Genomic DNA, 18287 nt, shown 5'->3' with positions numbered 1-18287 from the left:
ATGGCCGTCATCCGTGCCAACCGCGAATCGATCGATGACCGTTTCAGCGTACTGGGGTTCACCGTACGCTCCGAACTGCCGCTGTTCGAGATCGCGATCGCGACCGATCCGGAATTGCTCCGGCCCGAACTGCGCGCGAAGCGCACGGCCGGCAATTTCCATACCAGCCGCCTGCTCCGCGCAGCGCCTTCGCAGCGCGGCGAAGCGGTGTATCTGGTGCCGCCGGACGTGGTCTCGCGCTTCATCGGACAGCCGCGCCTGTATTTCGGCCTGGCGACGTATCGCGAAAGCGATCGCAGCACGCCGGTGTCGATGCGCATGCCCGATCGCGGCACGATGTACGTCAATTTGTCGGGCCTGACCGAGCGCGGCCTGCGCCGCACGGTTCGCGGTCGCGGCGCGATGGGCACCGGCGGCACCGGCTATGGCGGCGGCAACGGCGCCGAGCTGGGCTGGGGCGGCGACGCCGCAAGCGCCACGCCGCCGCCGTCGCGCGACGAAGACCGCAGCAGCGTCCCGCGCACGAAGATGAGCTCCGGTGCGGGTGAGCCCGTGACCTACAGCGACGGGTATTCCGAAGAGCTGTGGAAGCAGGCGCCGGTCACCGCCGCGCCGGCACCGACCGAAGCGCCCGCAGCGTCGGCAACACCCGCACCCGCGACACCGGCAAGCGCGACCGCGCAGAGCCTGGCGATGCGCAACGGCGCCGGGCGTCGCCCGATGGCGACGTCGCGTTCGCTGCTGATTTCCTCCGACTACCGCCCCAGCAATTTCTGGGACGCACTGCGCGCGCAGGCCGGATTCTTCCTCGACAGCGCGATGTGGTATCTCGGCGTCGGCGACACCCGGGTGATGCCGCATTCGGCGATCTGCCAGATCCGCGTGCCCGACGGCACCGGCGAAGGCGGCCTGCACGGCTCCGGCTTCTTCATCGGCCCGCGCCTGATCATGACCGCCGCGCACGTCGTCGACGGCCAGAGCGAATTGATCGTGGTGCCGGGCAAGAACGGCAGCGGCACCGGCGGCGCGGTCGAGCCCTTCAGCCGCTTCAGGGTCACCAGGTTCAGCAAGCACGATTCCTACGGCACCAACGGCAGCGATTTCGACATGGCGCTGATCTGCGTGCCCGCCGCGAACGCGGTCGGCAAGGGACAGTATTTCGATCTGGTCGAAGAGCTCAACCAGAGCCGGCCGGAAGGCGTGGTGGTGAGCGGTTACGCCGCGCGCTGGTACGCGAACGATGCGATCGAACATTTCGTCAACGACACCATCGATCCCAACCGCCAGCACATGATGGGCGGTTACATCCGCGACCTGCCCACCGACGAAACCTTCAGCTACAACATCCAGACCCTCGGCGGCACCAGCGGCTCGCCGGTGTACTGGATCGAAGACACCGGCGCCGGTCCACAGGCGCACATGGTCGGCGTGCACGTCGCCGCGCACGATGCCACCACCAATCTGGGCTGCCGCATCACCGCGAACAAACTCGCCTGGATCCGCAGGATCGCCGCCGGCTGGGGGCAGACGCTGACGTTCTCGATGGGTCGCTACGCGCGCAGCCTGTCGGCGGTGGACGAGGACAGCGGCTACGACATCGGTGGGCCCATCCCCGACGAAGCGGCGACCACCGCGCAGAGTTGGTACGGCGCACGCGGCCTGACCCTGACCGCGCCCGAGTATCCGATGGCGAGCCGTTTCGAAGCCGCCGTCGCCGGCAACTTCCGCGCGGTCGGCGGCACCCGCACCATCGACAGGATCGTCATCCATATCACCGACGGCGGCGCCAACATCAACGGCACCATCAGCTGGTTCAAGAATCCGGCCGCGAAGGTGAGTTCGCATTATGTGATCGGCCAGGACGGCGAGATCGTGCAGATGGTCGCGCACAACGATGTCGCCTGGCATGCGGGTTCCGCCAACGGCACCAGCATCGGCATCGAACACGTCGCGAATACGCGAGGCCTCAATCCGACGCCCGCACAGATGTGCGCTTCGGCGGCGCTGGTCACGTGGTTGTGCGACCAGTACGGCATCACCCCGGATCGCGCGCATATCCTCGGTCACGCCGAGGCCGACGCAAAGACCACGCACAAGGCCTGTCCGAACGCGGTGTGGGATTGGGTCTACTACATGGACATGATCACCACGCGCACGTGTTATGTGCCGGATTCGATGACGCCCAGGACCCAATCATTGGGCTATCGCCTCAATCACGGCGCCAGCGGTTACGGCCGCGCGCTGAATGCGGATGCCGACCACGATGCCGACACCGATCCCGATGCGATGGGCATCGACGAAGACGTCCCCGACGAAGAAGCGATGCCGCAGGCGCAGTCGTGGTACGCCAGCGCCCTGGGCGACCCGTCCCCGGAATATCCCGCAGCGCTGAAATTCGCGCCGGCGCATCCGAACAACTACACGAGAGGACGCAAGTCCGGCACGACGATCGACCGGATCGTGATCCATATCACCGCCAGCAAGAACGACTACGACAAGACCATCGGCTGGTTCCAGAATCCGCGCCAGCTGATGGGCAAGAAAAAGAAGAAGGTGCGGGTCAGCGCGCACTACATCGTCGGTCGCGGCGGCGAAGTGGTGCAGATGGTCGCGCATGCCGACACCGCGCATCACGCCAACGGCGCCAACAGCCGCAGCATCGGCATCGAACACAATGCCACCGCAGCCGGCGGCCACGTGCCGACCGATGCGCAGTACCGCAGCTCGGCGAAACTGGTCGCATGGCTGTGCGCGCAGTTCGGCCTGCCGGCCGACCGCACCCATGTGCTGGGCCATTCCGAAGCCGATACCCGGACCACCCACACCAGTTGCCCGAATTCGGTCTGGGACTGGGACACCTACATGACCCATCTCGCTGCCGAAGCCGCCGCGCTGTCGGGTGGCGCGGTCGCGCAGAGCCTCGGCCTGCGTCGTCCCTACGTCGCCGCGCAGGAGATCATCACCCCGTTCTACGATCCCGCCGATCCGATGAGCGCCCTGACGTGCCAGAACGACGCCTTCAGTCAGGCGCGCGAGGAGTGGTTCGTGGGCGTGGAGAACACGCAGCTGTTCCCGCACTCCGCGATCTGCCTGCTGGAGATGGACAACGGCAGCGGCGGCAAATCCTACGGCACCGGCTTCTACATCGGCCGCAACCGCATCCTCACCTGCGCCCACAACCTCGCGGGCAAGGCCAGCGCGGTGGTGGCGCCGGGCAAGAACGGCGCCGGCAACGAGCCCTTCGGCAGCTTCACGGTCGCGTCTTCCTCCTGGCGCGTGTCGCCGCGCTATCTGTCCAGCAGCAGTTCCGACGACGACCTGGCGGTGATCGACAACGTGCCTATCGACGCGCCGAACGGACAGTGGTTCGAGTTCCTCAACGCCACGCCGTCCGACCGCCTGCCGCTGGTCGTCTGCGGCTACTCGCGCAAGTCCGATGTGCTGCCGGCGCTGACCGCGCTGATGGACGGCAACAAGCAGCATCTGCACGGCGGCTACGCGCAGCGCATGACCACGCCGGAGACCATCGACTACCCGATCCTAACCCTGCACCGCGCCAGCGGTTCGCCGGTGTACACGCTGCGCGACGACGGCAGCGGCCTGCGCGCGCTGGTCTGCGCGGTGCACGTCAGCGGCGCGCCCGCGAGCGACGGCCTCAACCGCGGCTGCTTCATCACGCCGGCCAAGATCGACTGGATCGAAGGCCGCACCACCAGCTTCTCGCTGGGCGCGTCTTCCCGCCGGCAGGTGCGCACGCTCGGCGATGGGTTCTCGGTCCACTGGACCGATGTGCCGATGACCTACCAGACCAGCCCGATGTCGTGCTGGGCCGCCGCCGCGTCGATGGTGGTGGGCTGGCGCGACCAGCAATCGATCCCGGACAGCGTCATCGCCGACAAGGTGGCGGTGTTCGATGCGTTCAACAGCGGGCTGTACGGGCATGAGCGCGGCTTCGTCGCCGATGCCTGGAACCTGATGGCCGAAGCGCCCGCGTCGTACACCATCGAATCCTGGCGCGACATGCTCGCCAACAACGGGCCGCTGTACATCGACCAGACCGCCAGCGCTGCCGGCGGCGGTCACGTCCGCGTGCTGGTCGGCATGACCAGCGGCGGCGCCGCCGACGGTTCCGACACCACCATGTTCATGCACGACCCGGCGCGCGGGCCGATCAAACTCGCGTTCGCCGAATTCCTGGCGCTGTACGAAGGCCGCACAGCGAACACCGGCGGCTACCTGCAGTTCCAGATCATGCACTCGGGCGGCGTGCCCGCCGGACGCCGGTCGTCCGCGACGGCCGCTTTCTCGCTGGGTGCGGGCGCCACGCGCCTGTCGCGCCCGTTGGGCAACGACGGACCGGCGGATTATCCGGTGGCGCTGATTCCGCAGCCGAACAAGGACGCATGCTGGGCGGCATCGATGGCGATGCTCATCGCGCACCGCCGCCAGCAGTCGCGTTCGCCGGAGTCGATCATCAACGACATCGGCGGCAGCCTCGCCAGTTCCTACGGCTGGGAACTGCTCAACGCCGCGCGCAACCACTACGGCTTCGAAGTGATCGACCAGCCGTCCAACGCCAGCATCTACAACACGCCGCGGCAGTGGGCCGAATGGCTGAACACCTACGGTCCGCTGTGGGTCGTGATCGTCGGCGCGCCGCACGCGGTGGTCGTCGCCGGCATCCGCGGCAGTCTCGACGATCCGAATGCGGTGCGGGTGAAGATCCTCAATCCGTGGGACACCCGGGTCGCGTTCGACAACGACCCGATCGATTTCCACCCCGCCAACAACGGCTACGAAGACTGGCTGCCGTTCATGGATTTCGCCGCCGCCTTCGGCGACATGGCCCAGCCCGACTACGGCAACTGGCGCATCCTGCATCTGCCGGCGTCCGCCGCAGGCGCGCAGTCGCAGTCGCTGTCGATGCGCGGCAACGGTGGCCTGCGCCTGGCTTCGCCGCCGCCGTCGCTGCGCGCCTTGAATCTCGATGCCAACGGCGAACGCCGCGAACCGATCGAGCCCAGCCGCGTGCTCGGCGCCAGAATGAGTCGCGTGATCGGCGAGGCCGGCGGCAGTCGCTGGTCGCTCGATCAGCTCGAAGGCCTGAAGTCGCCCGCGACGCTGTCGCCGAGCGTGAGTTCGAGCGCCGCCGCCGATGTCCGTATCGACATCAACGACTGGCCGGCGATCGAAGGCGCGCCCACGCCGCTGCCGCTGAAGATCGAATTCCGCGTCAACAACGGCAGCCTGGGCGATGTCCGAATCGCCGCCGGCATGCCCGCGAATCTCGCATACGGCGTCGAAGTGACTGCGAAGATCGAAGACTGCGCCGACGCCGATGGCGTGGCGCGCCTGCGGGTGCGCATCGACTATCGCTTCCGCGGCCTGTCGCAGGGCAATCCCGATGCGTACATCGAGATCTGCCTGCGCGGCGATGGTCGTTACGAGCGCGAAAACGGCTGGCGCGACGCCAGCGTCGAAAAACCCGACCTTCTGAACACGGCGGCCTGAGGACAGCACGATGTCCGACACCACGCGCAACAGCGGCAGAATCTTTCCGTCCCGGCCCGGGACAGGGACGGCGCTGTCGCGTGCGCAGGCCGGCGAAACCACCACCGCAACGCCGGCAACATCGGCCACGCCGGCGGCATCCAGCAAACCGCCCGCCACCGAAACCATCGCCCGCCGCGCCGGTGCGATGGTCAACGAAATCGATTTTCCCGGCTTCGTCTCGCAACTGGTGCACGGCACCTTCGACGCGATCGTCGATGCCTCGATCCGGCAGATGGAAAGCTATTCCGGCCTGGTGTCGGCGGTGGCGAAGACGGTCGACCAGTTCACCGAGGAGAACGTCACCTTCAACCAGGCGCGCGACTGGCTGGTGTCGCGCTATCCCGGCGATATCGTGCTCAAGCTGCCCGAAGCCGGCGAGACCGAACCGCAGCTGGCGCCGCGCGCGGAAGAACTCAGCCCGATCTGGCTGGTCGATTACGGCGTCGACGGCCAGGAGCTGACGACCGAACTGCTGGAACAGCAGATCCTGCCGCAGGTGCGCAACAAGGTCGGCGCCGAGCGCCAACAATTGCTGGCGACGATGGTGCTGCTGGGCCTGAACCGGGTCGCGGTGCGCGACGGCAGCATCAGCGCGAAAGTCATGTTCCGCGCCGCCGCGCGCGATGCCGCCGCCGTGCAGTACGCGACCAGCAGCGACCCGCAAGGGGCCAACAACTGGGGCGAACGCGGCGCGATCAGCCAGGGCGGCGGCACCACCATGGTCTCGACGCTGGCGGTCAACGCGCAGAACGAATCCACCGTGCGCGCCGATCTGTTCGGCGAGGTCAAACTCAATTTCGTCAGCGAAACCCTGCCGCTCGACCGCATGGCCGACGCGGCCAAGATGGCGCTGGTGCAGCAGCATTCGATGACCGGACGCGCCGCCGCGCCGCCTGCGGCAGCACCCGCACCCGCACCCGCACCCGCACCCGCACCCGCTCCGGCGGCGCCGGCTGCGGAAGGCAGGCCGTGATGTTGCGCGAACTCTCGCAATTGCTCGATGAGCTGCACGATGGCCTGGTGGCGATCGAAGCGCGCGACGGCATGCGCCTGTCGCAGGTCGACATGACCCTGCCGATCGATGTGCAGCCAGTGTTCCGCGATGGCGGCTGCGTGCTGCTCGCGGATTTCACCCGCAGCAGCGAAGTCAATACGTGGATTTCGACGCCGTCGCGGCTGACCTTGGGTTGGAGCAACGGCGGCGACGCGGGAGCCGGCGCATGAGCGCGCAACTGCCGCCGCTGCTGCAGAACGCGGGCGTGCCCTTCGATCTGTTCATCTCGTCGCTGACCGAGCAGCTCGACAAGGCGCAGGCGTCGATGGCGATCAAGGCGCGGCTGGGCAAACTGCCGCTGACCTTCGCGGTGAAGGAAATCTCGCTGGATCTGCGCGCGTTCGTGCAGATCCTCGACGACGACATCTATCTGCGCCCCGCCGGCCCCGGCGAAACCGAGGCCAGCAGCATCAAGCTGCAGCTGACCACCATCACCAAGCCGATGATCGACGAGAACAGCGTCGACTACAGCACCGAAGACCCGAAGTTCTCGCTGCGCGAAGCGCTGGGTGACCAGATTTCCGAAACCGAGCAGCGCCAGCTGGAACGGATCGGCGTGCGCACCGTGCAGCAGCTCAACGAATTGAAGGAGAAGGCGGGCACCGACGTGATCGCGCGGCTGTCGCGGATGCCGGTGAACCGCCTGCAGCAGGCGCTGCTGCGCGCTGCGGCGCCACGGGTGACGAAAGTCGAAACCGGCGTGGGCATCGGCAGCAGCGACACGTCAGGCCGCGTGCATCTGAGCGCGCCCGGTCTGCGTCCCGGGCGTCTGCCGCGCGTGCGCGCGGCCGGCGAAAGCGTGGCGGTGGTCGGCGCCGAAGACGGCCGGATCGTGCTGGCGCCGATGGCCTCGCAGCTCGGCTGCGAAGCCGAAGTCGATTTCGGCGACGGCCAGTTCGCACGCGTGCAGCTGACGGAAGGCCAGCTCGGCCAATGGGGTGCGCCATGAACCTTGCGAACACGGTGCGCGGCCGTCTGCTGATCACGCTGAAACTCGGCGAGATGCCCGAGCACGTGCCGGGCTGGCGCGCCTGCACCCGCTACGGCACCGCGATGGCCGATCGCATCGACGGCGGCGTGATCGATCGCCTGCTGCGCCATCACGGCGGCGCATTGCGCGTGGTGCGCCTGCACAGCGCGCGCACGCCGCGCCGCGAGCGCGGCGTCGCGGGCGCGTATCGCTTCGACGAGATCGAGCAGATCAGCGGCGTCGCCCGGGTGCTGCGCATCCAGGTGCGCGAGCCCGAAGGCTTGCCTGCACTGCTGCAGGCGCTGGCGGAACTGCCGATGGTGGAACGGGTCAGCGCGAATCACCTCAGCCATGCGCCATTCGCCAGTGTGTTGGCCGATGCGCCGAACGATGCTTCCAGCAAACCGGCGACGGCGGACATCAAGAACATCGACAACGCCTGGGTGCGGCAATGCACCCGCATCGACGAAGCGCTGCGCTACGAACGCGGCGATCCTGCGGTGGTGCTCGGTCTCGCCGACACCGGCGTGTCGCTGGCGCACATCGAACTGGCGACGCAACTGCGCGCGGGTTTCGACAGCGTCGATCTGGATCCGGACACCGTCGGCGGCGTGACCCTGGTCGGCGATTACCGGCATGCCGGCGAACGTCCGCAGGACGAAGTCGGCCATGGCAGCGGCTGCGCCGGAATCCTGTCCGCACTCGGCAAGGGCATGCCGTCCGGCGCGGCAGGCCTGTGCGGACTGACGCCGGTGCGGGTGCTCGGCGCCGCGCTCGGCCCCGGCGACAAGCGCGTCGGCGTGGGTGCGATGGACAACATCGATGCCGGCATGAAGCGGCTGATCGATCTGGGCGTGAAAGTCATCAACATGAGTTTCGGCACGCCCGAATCGATGCTCGATGCCGACGCGCCGCGCCCGCACGAGGAGATCGTGCGCTACGCCCTCGCCCGGGGCGTGATCCTGATCGCGGCCAGCGGCAACTCGGGACTCACCGAAAAATATTTCCCGGCCGCGCACGCGGGCGTGATCGCTGTCGGCGCGATCGACCGCACGTTGCGGCCGACCGGCTTCACCACCCGCGACGAACGCGTTGCGGTGTGCGCGCCGGGACGCGACATCCTCACCTGCGGCCTCACCGGCTATCAGTACGCCAGCGGCACCAGCTTCGCCGCGCCGCACGTCGCCGCGATCTGCGCATTGCTGGCATCGCGCGCGCAGCGTCGCGCATGGCCGCTGGATGGCGAAGACGCACGACGTTTCCTGATCGCCAGCGCGCGCCCGTTCGCCGAAGCCGGCGTGACCGGCTGCGGCGCGGGCGTGGTCGATGCGCTGGGCGCATTGCGCGCACTGGACGCCGAAATCGACCGCAGCCTGCGCGAGGAAGCCGACAGCGACCACACCGATGTTTCAACCGCTTCAACTGCACTCGCCGCCTGAACCAGGGCACCCGACGCAGATACCGCAACAAGGAGACTCCGATGGCGACTCGAACCAGAACCACCCAGCCCCGCAAGACCTCGGGCGCCGCGGACAACGCTACCGGTCAGGCACCCGGCATCCGCCGGATCGCCGCCGCAACTTCCGGCCGACAGGCCAATCACACAGCAGGGAACACCATGAACCGCATCCTCTTGGTCGACCTCGGCGAGCGCGAGCTGAAAGAACGGCAGAAGTTGCGCGCACGGCGACAGGTCCTGAAAACCATCCTCGAAACCGCCGAAACGAGCGGCGGCCTGAATTCCGACCAGCTCGGAGAATTGGCGAAGATCAACGCCAAGCTGAAGAGCGACATCGTCGCTGATCCGTTCTATCGCAAGGTCGCCGCGACGTTCGCCCAGACCACGTGGGAAGACTTGGCGGATCCCGACGAAGATACGGATTTCATCCACAAATACGGCCTGATCGGCAGCCAGCGTGTGCCGGACAACCTGCTCGGCGCACTGCAGGCGAACGAACGCGAGATCGCCGGTATCTGCGGCCTGCTGCAGATCGATGGCGTCACCGACGACAGCCGCCGCGGGTTCGTGCAGAAAGTCAGCGCCGCCCAAGGCGAATACCGCGAGCACCGCGAATTGTTCGATGCCGCGTTCGCGCAGCTGTCCAGCCGCTACAAGGTGCCGCTGAAATCGCAGGCCAAGTCGGGTCTGATCGATCCCCAGATCTTCGGTTGCATCGTGCCCGACGAAGATCCGGAGGGGAAAAGCCGCGAGACCGTCAACACCGACACACTGCCGCATCCGGACGATGTCATCGCCGTGCTCAGCGGGCGCAACCTGGCGGCGGCAGTGCGCAAGCTCGCTGCCGATGGCGTCAGCCCCAATGATCCCTGGCTGGCCAGCCGCATCGAGAATACCTATGAGATGCAGAGCGGCGTGGTCGGCGGCGCACCGCCGTCGTCGTTCGATATCCCGCTGCCGGATCTGGAAGAAGCCACCGACGGCGAGATCGTGCGCGAGAACCTCGACGCCGCGCAGGCGATCTATTTCGCCTACCAGTTGGAGGAAGCGCGAATGCCGCAGGTGGTCGAGCGCATCGTCGAACTGTTCCGCGCCGGCCTGCTGCCGCTGAGCTACGGCAAGACCGGCGATTATCTCTACGGTTACTACAAGAAAGCTTCGGAGCGCATCACCGAAGGCGAGCGCCGCGACCTGTACATGCGCGCGTTCGGCGCGCCCGGCGGCGACCCCAGCATCAATCAGCCGAATCGCGAGTTCAACGATCTGTGGTGGCGGTTCGTGTCGTCGGTCTCGTCGTTCGGCCGCCAGCTCACCGTCGACCGGATGTTCCGCAGCCAGATTCCGCTGTCGGTCTCGCAGGAACAGGTGCGCAAGGCCGCGCGCGATCTGGCCGCCAGCCTGTCGCGCAACTGCTACGGCATCGCGTACCAGTTCTCGAAGGAGCTGAAGACGCTGATCATCGAATACCGCGACCTGCTCAGCGACCAGGAAATCCGCACCTCGTTCGGCGCCCGCGACATGTGGCAGGTGATGGACCAGGTCAACGCCAATTATCTCGGCGGCACCCGCAACAGCCATCGCTTCCGCACCCAGGCCAAATGCGGTGCGATCGTGATCGCCTGGCTGGCGCGCAACCACCAGCGGCTGACCAATCGCCTGGGCGAAGTGATTTCGACCAATGCGCTGACCAATCCGCAACTGCGCGGCAGCGAGCGGCCGATGGAAGACCCCACCGATTGGGATCTGCTGCAGGCCTGCGAACAGCTGATCGCGGTCGGCGGCATCGGCGACCAGCGGGTCGAGGATTTCTCGCAGCCGGTGGAGTCGCCCACCATCACCAGCCGGCCGATCGAGATGCCGCAGATCGCGCGCGACGTGCTGGATTCGGCGGGCATCAGCCTGCCGAGTTTCTGATCGCGTCGTCCGCGTCAAGTCACCGCAGCATGGCGTCATCGCAACATTCCACGGAGAACGATCATGTCCACCCCTGGCACACGCGCGCAGCCGATGCGGCATCTGGTCGAGCGTTCGCTGCATTCGGCCTCGCAGGCGCTCGGCACCCGCGACCCGATGCCCTACATCGGCGATCTGATCGAGCGCACGTTCTACCTGCCCGACGACGATGTCTCGTACGCACACAACGCGCTCACCCCGGGCGCGGTGCCGTACGAGCCATCGTTCTCGGAAGCCGAACCCAACACCCTGCGCTTCACCATCGAACCGCTCGGCCCCGGCGCATCGCCGGTGTCGCGGCGCGACGAGGCGACGCGCGAAATGCGTCGCCTGATCCAGCCGGTGTTCGGCCGCGACGCATTGCGCTGGTTCGACAACCGCAGCGAGGAATGGCGCGGCTTCGGCGGCATGAGCTGGATGAACTTCGGCGCCTGGTTCGGCAGCGCGTTCGACGAGGACGGTCTGTACGCGACCAAGATCTATTACGAACTGCAGCCGTCGCAGATCGAAGCGTTGTCGCCAGGCTTGGCGATGTTGACCCGGCAGGTGATGACCGAAATGCCGACGCTGATGCCGATCTTCACCTCGATCGGCTGCAAGCGCGACAGCGGCAGCCAGCGCGTGACTTTCCTGCATCGCGGGCCATTGGTGGTCAGTGCGCTGGGGCCGCTGATGAACCGCCTGGGCATCGGCCATCAATTGCCGAGCCTGATGCGGATCGTCGGCGTTGCCCTCGGCGGACGTTTCGAATTGCCGTCGGGCGGCGTGCTGATCGGCATCCGCGAGGCCCCGGACGGGATCGAACTGAAGCTCGAAATCCTGCTCGCGGCGATCCCCGATCTGCCCGCGCGCTTCCTCGATCTGATCAAGCTGGGTCTGGCCGAACGCCCGCGCCAACTGATCGCGCTGTCGCGCTGGCTGGATGCCTTCGGCGTCGACGACGTCAGCCAGCAGGGGCACTTCTCGGTGCTCAGTCTGCGGGTCACGCCGACCACGCAGGCGCGCATCAGTCTGTACGTGCGCCCGATCGAATTTGAAATGCGCGAGGCCATCGAAGACGCGCAGGCGTTGCAGTAGTCCGCCGGCACACCGGTGCGGGCGCGCGCCGCGCCCCTCCGATCCGCGCGACCCATCCCCACCGGAGCGACTGGACATGTCCGCCATTTTTCCGCCCAGAACCCAGGCCGCTGCGCGCGCCGCGCCGCCGCCGGCCAGCCGCGAGACGCTCGATATCGCGCGGCTGCAGGTGCGCAGGCTGCTGGAGAGCAGCGAGTCGTTCAACCAGCTTTCGCCGGACAAGCGCGAAACGCTGGCCAAGGGCATGGTGCAGATCGCGAGCTATCTGGCCGAACCCGACGGCATGCGGCTGAAGCCCGAGCAGCAGAGCCCGCAGGTGCGGGCGCTGGCCGGCGAGAGCGGTACGACGACGCAACAGACCGGCAGCAACACCGACCAGGACGGCAAGTTCACCGCGCAGGGCGCGCGCGAAGGCGTGGCTGCGGCCGGCGCGCTGCTGCAGGCGGTGAATTTCCCGGATTTCTGCGCCGGTCTGATCAACGGCGTGTTCCATTCGATCGTGCAGAGCTCGATCGAACAGATGGAGGCCTACGCCAAGCTGGTCGCCGACGTGTCCAAAAGCCTCAACCAGTTCCGCGACGAGAACACCACCCAGAACCAGGGCCGCGACCATCTCGTCGAACAGTTTCCGGACGTGTTCCAGATTTCGATGGACAGCGGCGACAGCTTCGGCGACTTCGGCAATTTCGGCGACAGCGGCGGCGGTCAGGCCGCGCCGCCGCAGCCGCGGGTCACGGTGCGCGAAGGCGTGGACGAGCGCGCCGCCATCACCCGCATCAACCAGACGCTGCCGCTGGACAAGCCGGTCGAGCGCCTGGACGACGAACTGGTCGAAGCGCTGCTGGTGCCCGCCGCGCGCACCCAGTTGGCCACCGGCCGGCAGCAACTGCTGGCGACGATGGTGATGCTGGGCATCAACCGTATCGTCGTCACCGACGGCAAGCTCACCGCGAAGGTGATGTACGACTTCCAGGCGCGCGACAACATGCAGTTCCGCAAGACCGCGCAGCAGTTCGACTACAGCGACCAGACCGTCAACACCGAGTCGGTCACCGGCGGCACCATCCAGCGCAGCGGCCCCACCCGCAGCATGGTGCGCCTGCCCAACGGCACCATCGCCGAAACCCGCCGCGACGCCAGTTTCTACACCACCGGCGACTACAAGAGCGTGTCGCAGCCGCTGATCCAGATGACCTCTGTCACCCAGACCAGCGCCGATGCCAGCCTCACCACCAAGGCCAGCCTCGCCGGCACCATGGAAGTCAATTTCAAGAGCGACTACGTGCCGCTGGACAAGCTGGCGAACCCGGAATCCATCGCCGCGATCCAGATGAATGCGCAGCCCGGCATGGTCAAGACGCTGGCCACCAATCGTCCGCCGGCATCCGCTGCGGCCGGTGGCGGCGCATCGCCCCCCCACCCGCCGCGCCCACGGCCTGATGTCCGCCACGGAGCCCGCCATGTCCGCTTCCATCGTCCGCAATCCGAACACCGAACCGGCCTGGCTGGACGACGACACCCTGCGCGCGGTGCGTCCGCAGGTGCGCCATCTGCTGGAATCCTCGGCCGGTTTCCGCGAGCTCGAACCCGAGAAGCAGCAGGACATCGCGCGCACGATGGTGCGCGTGGCCTCGTACATGGCCAATCCGCAGGGCCTGGCGAAACAGGAACTCACGCCGGGCAAGGGCGTGCTGGCGAAAGAACAGGCGCTGCCGGTGTACGGCGCGCCGGCGCAGGCGCTGGCCAATCCGCCCAGTCCGGTCGATCAGGCCAAGAGCAAGGCCTCGGAAAAAATCGGCACCTTCGCCGGCAGCGATTTCGAAGCCGGATCGGTGAAGCAGGGCGCGGAGAATTTCAAGAATTTCGTTGGCGCCGTGGATTTTCCCAAGTTCGTCGGTGGGTTGATCCAGAATGTGTTCCAGGCGATCGTCGATGCCTCGATCCAGCAGATGGAGGCCTACGCGGACCTGCTCAAAGCGGTGGCGCAGACGGTCGACCAGTTCGCCGCCGACAACATCAGCATGAACAATGCGCGCGACTGGATGACGCAGCGCTTCGGCGCCGATCTGACCATCGATACCAGCGATCAGGAAGGTGGCCCGCGGCTGGGCGTGAAAAGCGAGGACGACCCGGAGGCCGCATTGACCCGCGTCAGCCAGGAACTGCAGTTGGCGCAACCGGTGACCGATCTGTCCGATCCCGATCAGGAGTCGCGACTGGTGATGGCCGCGCGGATGCAGATGGCGCGCAGCCGCCAGCAGATGCTGTCGTCGATGGTGATGCTGGGCATCAACCGCATCGTGGTGACCGATGGCCTGATCAACGCGAAAGTGATGTTCAATTTCCGCGCTTCCGACGAAGCCAAGCGCGACGCCAAGGCATCGCTGTACGACCGCGATTCCAGCTACAACAAGAACACGTCGGTGGCCGGCGCGCATTTCGGCTGGGGCGGCGCGGCCAGCGCCAACACCAATGTGCAGAGCCACATGACCACGGTGTCGTCGTCGGTCGACGAGACTTCCAGTTCCAGCCAGGAAATGAAGGCCAAGCTCTCCGGCGAAGTGCGGGTGAACTTCAAGTCGGATTATTTCCCGATGGAAAAACTCGCCTCGCCGGGCATGATCGCCAGCATCCAGGGCAATGCCACGCCGTTCGACCCGAACGCGAAATCGAATCAGGCGGGCGCCTCCGCACCGGCAGCAGGCTGAGGTGCGCGCGCCATGCCGCGTCTCGCGCCGCCACCGCCTGCCTTGCGCATTCCGACGCAGCATCCGCATGCGACGCTGCTCGGCGCGGTGTCGGTCGCGCTGTCGGCGCTCGACGCGCACGAACGTGCTTATTCGGAAGCGAGTGCCCATGCGCAGGCATTGGCGGGCATCGATTTCGATCTGCCCGAGGCGGCGCCGACGGTCGAGGACCGGGTCCAGCTCGACGCCGCCGCGCCGCTGTATTTCGCCAGCGAACTCGAGTGCGCGGGGCTGCTGCCGACCGCCGAACTGATCGCAGGCCTGTTCGTCAGCGGCGCGATCACCCAGCCGCTGGGACCGACCGCGAATCTGCTGCATGCGTTCTGGCGCGGCCGGCGCGAGCGTCTGGATGTCGACGAGCGCAATGCGATCTACGCACGGGTGATCGAGACGCCGCATTTCGATCGACTGATGCACGCACTCTGCGACGCCATCGTCATGCAAGCCGATGGCGTCGATCTGCGCGAACAGGTGCTGGTCGCGACCCACGCCCAGGGACTCGCCGCGTTTCTCGCCCAGCGCGTCGACCCGATGGCCGCGATCGCCGCGCGCGACATCGTCGAGACCATCAACACCGCGCTGCAGTTCCTGCGCGACCGCATGCTGCAGGCCGCGTTCGCGGTCAACGATCTGTGGCGGCTGGTCGCCATCGTCGGCAACCAGAACGGCATCCCCGCCGGCATGCCGCAGCAGCATCTGGAACGTGGCCGCAACGGGCAGACGGTGCTGCTGTGGCTGGGCCAGCACTATGCGGACAGCGCGATCCGCTTCGATCCCGGCAAACCCGAGGACGTCGCCGTGATCGTCGCCGCGCAGCGCTGGTTGGCGTCGTCGCCCGCCGTTGCGTCGCCGTCGCTCGCGCCGTCCTATGCGGGTATCGGTTCCGCGCTGCCCACCGTGTCGCTGTCGATGGGGGCGTAGCCATGGCCACCACAGGTGCCATGCCGGCCACCGGAACCTCATCGTCGTCGCGGCGCGCGCCGCCGCCGCCGTGGATCCGCGTCGCGGTGCGCGACGTGCTGGAGCGCACGCCGAACTACAGCACGCTGTCGCCACCGCAGCGCCAGGCGCTGGCGCAGGCGATGGTGAAGGTCTCGACGCTCGCTGCGGAGCTCATCGCCGAGGAAGGCCAGGCGGAGGGCGAGATCGAACGCCGCGCCGAGCCCAGGCCTGCACCGCCGCTGGCGACCGCGCAGTCGGCGCAGCCCGGGTTCGGCGAAGCCGCCGACCGCATCGCCGGCATCACCCGGAACGTATTGAATGCGGTGTCGTTCCCGCGCTTCGTGACCGATCTGATCAACGGCGTGTTCAAAGCGATGCTGGACGCCAACGCGCAGCAGATGAACCAGTACGTGCAGTTGCTCAATGCGGTGTCGGCGTCGGCGGAAGGTTTCGAGCGCGCCCAGTTCGGACTGGTGCAGGTGCGGCAGTGGGTGGCCGATCATTTTCCGGAATCGATCGAATACGACTCGCCCGATCCCGAGGACATGCCCCAGCCCGGCGAGAAGATGGACGCCGACGAACTGGCGGATCTGCAGGAGGAACTCTCGAACATCAAACTCCGGCTGCGTCCCGGCGCGTCGATGCCGGGCGAGGAGGAAATACGCGCGACCCTGGGCGTACCGCCGGAGGAATCGATCGACGCCAGCAATCCCGAGAAACTGGTGCCGTTCGCGCGCCGCTATCTCGCCCGCCAGCGCCAGCAGCAGTTGGCGACGATGGTGATGATGGGCATGCAGCGGATCGTGATCGACAGCGGCAAGATCAATGCGTCGATGCGCTTCCATATCGATACCCGCAGCGCCGCCAGCGAGGACAAGGGCAGCGAATTCGGTTTCAAGAACCGGATGAAGGCCAGCGGCAGTTTCGGCGCGGGGCCCTGGGGCGTCAGCGCCGAAGTGGAGAACACCATCAGCTACGTGTCGACCGAGCGCAGCCAGCGCACCGAGGAAATCAACACCGATCTCGAGCTGAATTCCTCGGTCGAGTTGAATTTCCACACCGACTATCTGCCCTTGAACCAGATGGCCGCGCAGGCGCAGGCCGACCGCATCCGCAACAGCACGCTGAATCCGACTGCGGAGATTCCCGACCCGTCGACCGCGCGCAACGCGCGTCTGCAGCTGCAGCAGCAGTCGGAACAGCAGCGGCGGGGCGGCATCGACAAAGCCGTGGCCGAAGGCTCGAAACCGCTGGCGCCGAGCCCCGCGCCGACCACGCCTGCGCCCGCGAATCGCCCGGCGACGCCCGCGCCGACGAATGCGAACGCCCCTGCGAACGCGAATGCACCGGCGAATGCCAACGCGCCTGCGAATACACCTGCGAATGCAGCGAACCGCCCGGCGACGAACGCGCCCACCAACGCACCGGCCAACGCACCGGCCAACGCACCGGCCAATGCGCCGGCCAATGCGCCGGCCAATGCAAATGCTCCAGCCAATGCGCCCGCGAACGCCAATGCCCCCGCCAACACAGGCGCGACCAATCACCCTGCGGCCAACACCCCGGCAAACACACCTGCCAATGCGAATGCCCCCGCCAACACCGGTACGGCGAATCGCCCGGCGAGCAACGCACCCGCCAATACGAACGCATCGACCAATACCACCGGCGGCGTCGGTACCACGGTCGGTGGTGCGATCGGGGGCGCGGTCGAGTCGGGACTGAGGGATCTGTTCAACACGCCGCAATAACGGCTGCGACCTTCGGACGCTGGCGGTCGTGAGGCGGGGTCGCCAGAATAGGGCGATGACCGATTCCCCCACTCCCGCGCCGCTGCTCGACGGCGTCGAACGCACCACCGGCCCCGCGCCGGCCTGGACCATCCTCTGGCTGCACGGCCTGGGCGACAGCGGCGACGGTTTCGCGCCGATCGTGCCCGAACTGATCCGCCCCGGCTGGCCTGCGCTGCGTTTCGTATTCCCGCACGCCCCGGTGCGCGCGGTCACCATCAACGGCGGCATGCGCATGCGCGCCTGGTACGACATCGCCCATCTCGACCTGGCCAATCGCGCCGACGAGACCGGCGTCGCCGAATCGATCGAACAGGTCGAAGCCCTGATCGCCCGTGAGGCCGAGCGCGGCATCCCGCCGGAACGGCTGATCCTCGCCGGCTTCTCGCAGGGCGGCGCCGTCACCCTGGCCGCCGGCCTGCGCCGCAAGACCCCGCTGGCCGGACTGGTCGCGCTGTCCACGTATCTGGCCGCGCCGGACCGGGCCGCCGCCGCGCTGCAGGCAGGCGCCGAGCGCCAACCGCTGTTCATGGCCCACGGCCTGTACGACCCGGTGGTGCCCTACGCCGTGGGCGAACAGAGCGCGGCGATGATGCGGCGCATGGGCTTCGCTCCGGCCTGGCACCGCTACCCGATGGCCCATCAGGTCTGCACCGAAGAACTCAACGACCTCGGCGACTGGCTCGAAGCCCGTTTTGCCGCCGCGCCGAAGGTCGAGTGACCACGGGCGTCGGATGGCGCT

10 protein-coding genes and 2 pseudogenes are annotated in these 18287 nt (G+C 67.3%); 11 read left to right on the top strand and 1 reads right to left on the bottom strand.

The genetic code is table 11. The features are described 5' to 3' along the window. The 7 genes and pseudogenes from HOP03_05605 (at position 1) to HOP03_05575 (ending at position 12066) form a co-directional block, all read left to right on the top strand. Positions 1–5511 (top strand): trypsin-like serine protease, encoded by a 5511-nt coding sequence (locus HOP03_05605; GenBank protein ID NOT87638.1) that lies wholly within the window; start codon positions 1–3, stop codon positions 5509–5511. 112 nt (positions 5512–5623) lie between these two features. Continuing rightward, positions 5624–6418, top strand: a pseudogene (locus HOP03_05600) (hypothetical protein). 104 nt (positions 6419–6522) lie between these two features. Further along, positions 6523–6777 (top strand): hypothetical protein, encoded by a 255-nt coding sequence (locus HOP03_05595; GenBank protein NOT87637.1) that lies wholly within the window; start codon positions 6523–6525, stop codon positions 6775–6777. Beyond that, positions 6774–7556, top strand: a complete 783-nt coding sequence (locus tag HOP03_05590; protein NOT87636.1) for a hypothetical protein — start codon at positions 6774–6776, stop codon at positions 7554–7556. The genes HOP03_05595 and HOP03_05590 overlap by 4 nt, the downstream gene beginning before the upstream one ends. Further along, on the top strand, positions 7553–9016 hold the full coding sequence (locus HOP03_05585) for a S8 family serine peptidase (protein ID NOT87635.1): 1464 nt from the start codon (positions 7553–7555) through the stop codon (positions 9014–9016). The genes HOP03_05590 and HOP03_05585 overlap by 4 nt, the downstream gene beginning before the upstream one ends. 179 nt (positions 9017–9195) lie before the next feature. Continuing rightward, positions 9196–10950 (top strand): hypothetical protein, encoded by a 1755-nt coding sequence (locus tag HOP03_05580; GenBank protein NOT87634.1) that lies wholly within the window; start codon positions 9196–9198, stop codon positions 10948–10950. Positions 10951–11013: 63 nt separating this feature from the next. Next, positions 11014–12066 carry a hypothetical protein gene (locus HOP03_05575; protein NOT87633.1) on the top strand — a complete coding sequence of 351 codons (1053 nt, stop codon included), beginning with the start codon at positions 11014–11016 and terminating at the stop codon, positions 12064–12066. Here HOP03_05575 and HOP03_05570 read toward each other — a convergent pair. Next, positions 11996–13540: a hypothetical protein gene (locus tag HOP03_05570; protein ID NOT87632.1), complete on the bottom strand. Its 1545-nt coding sequence runs from the start codon at positions 13538–13540 to the stop codon at positions 11996–11998. The two genes, HOP03_05575 and HOP03_05570, sit on opposite strands and share 71 nt — an antisense overlap. Between HOP03_05570 and HOP03_05565 the strand changes: the two genes are divergently transcribed. From HOP03_05565 to HOP03_05550, 4 genes and pseudogenes are all read left to right on the top strand, one after another. Then, positions 13527–14774 (top strand): hypothetical protein, encoded by a 1248-nt coding sequence (locus tag HOP03_05565; protein ID NOT87631.1) that lies wholly within the window; start codon positions 13527–13529, stop codon positions 14772–14774. The two genes, HOP03_05570 and HOP03_05565, sit on opposite strands and share 14 nt — an antisense overlap. Before the next feature lie 12 nt (positions 14775–14786). Beyond that, positions 14787–15734, top strand: a complete 948-nt coding sequence (locus HOP03_05560; protein NOT87630.1) for a hypothetical protein — start codon at positions 14787–14789, stop codon at positions 15732–15734. A gap of 2 nt (positions 15735–15736) precedes the next feature. Then, positions 15737–16984, top strand: a pseudogene (locus HOP03_05555) (hypothetical protein). 577 nt (positions 16985–17561) lie between these two features. Further along, on the top strand, positions 17562–18266 hold the full coding sequence (locus HOP03_05550) for a carboxylesterase (GenBank protein ID NOT87629.1): 705 nt from the start codon (positions 17562–17564) through the stop codon (positions 18264–18266). Positions 18267–18287: the final 21 nt, after the last annotated feature.

The organism is Lysobacter sp., from assembly GCA_013141175.1.
Lineage (GTDB): Bacteria > Pseudomonadota > Gammaproteobacteria > Xanthomonadales > Xanthomonadaceae > Lysobacter_I.
This window is presented reverse-complemented; position numbering and strand designations above follow the sequence as displayed.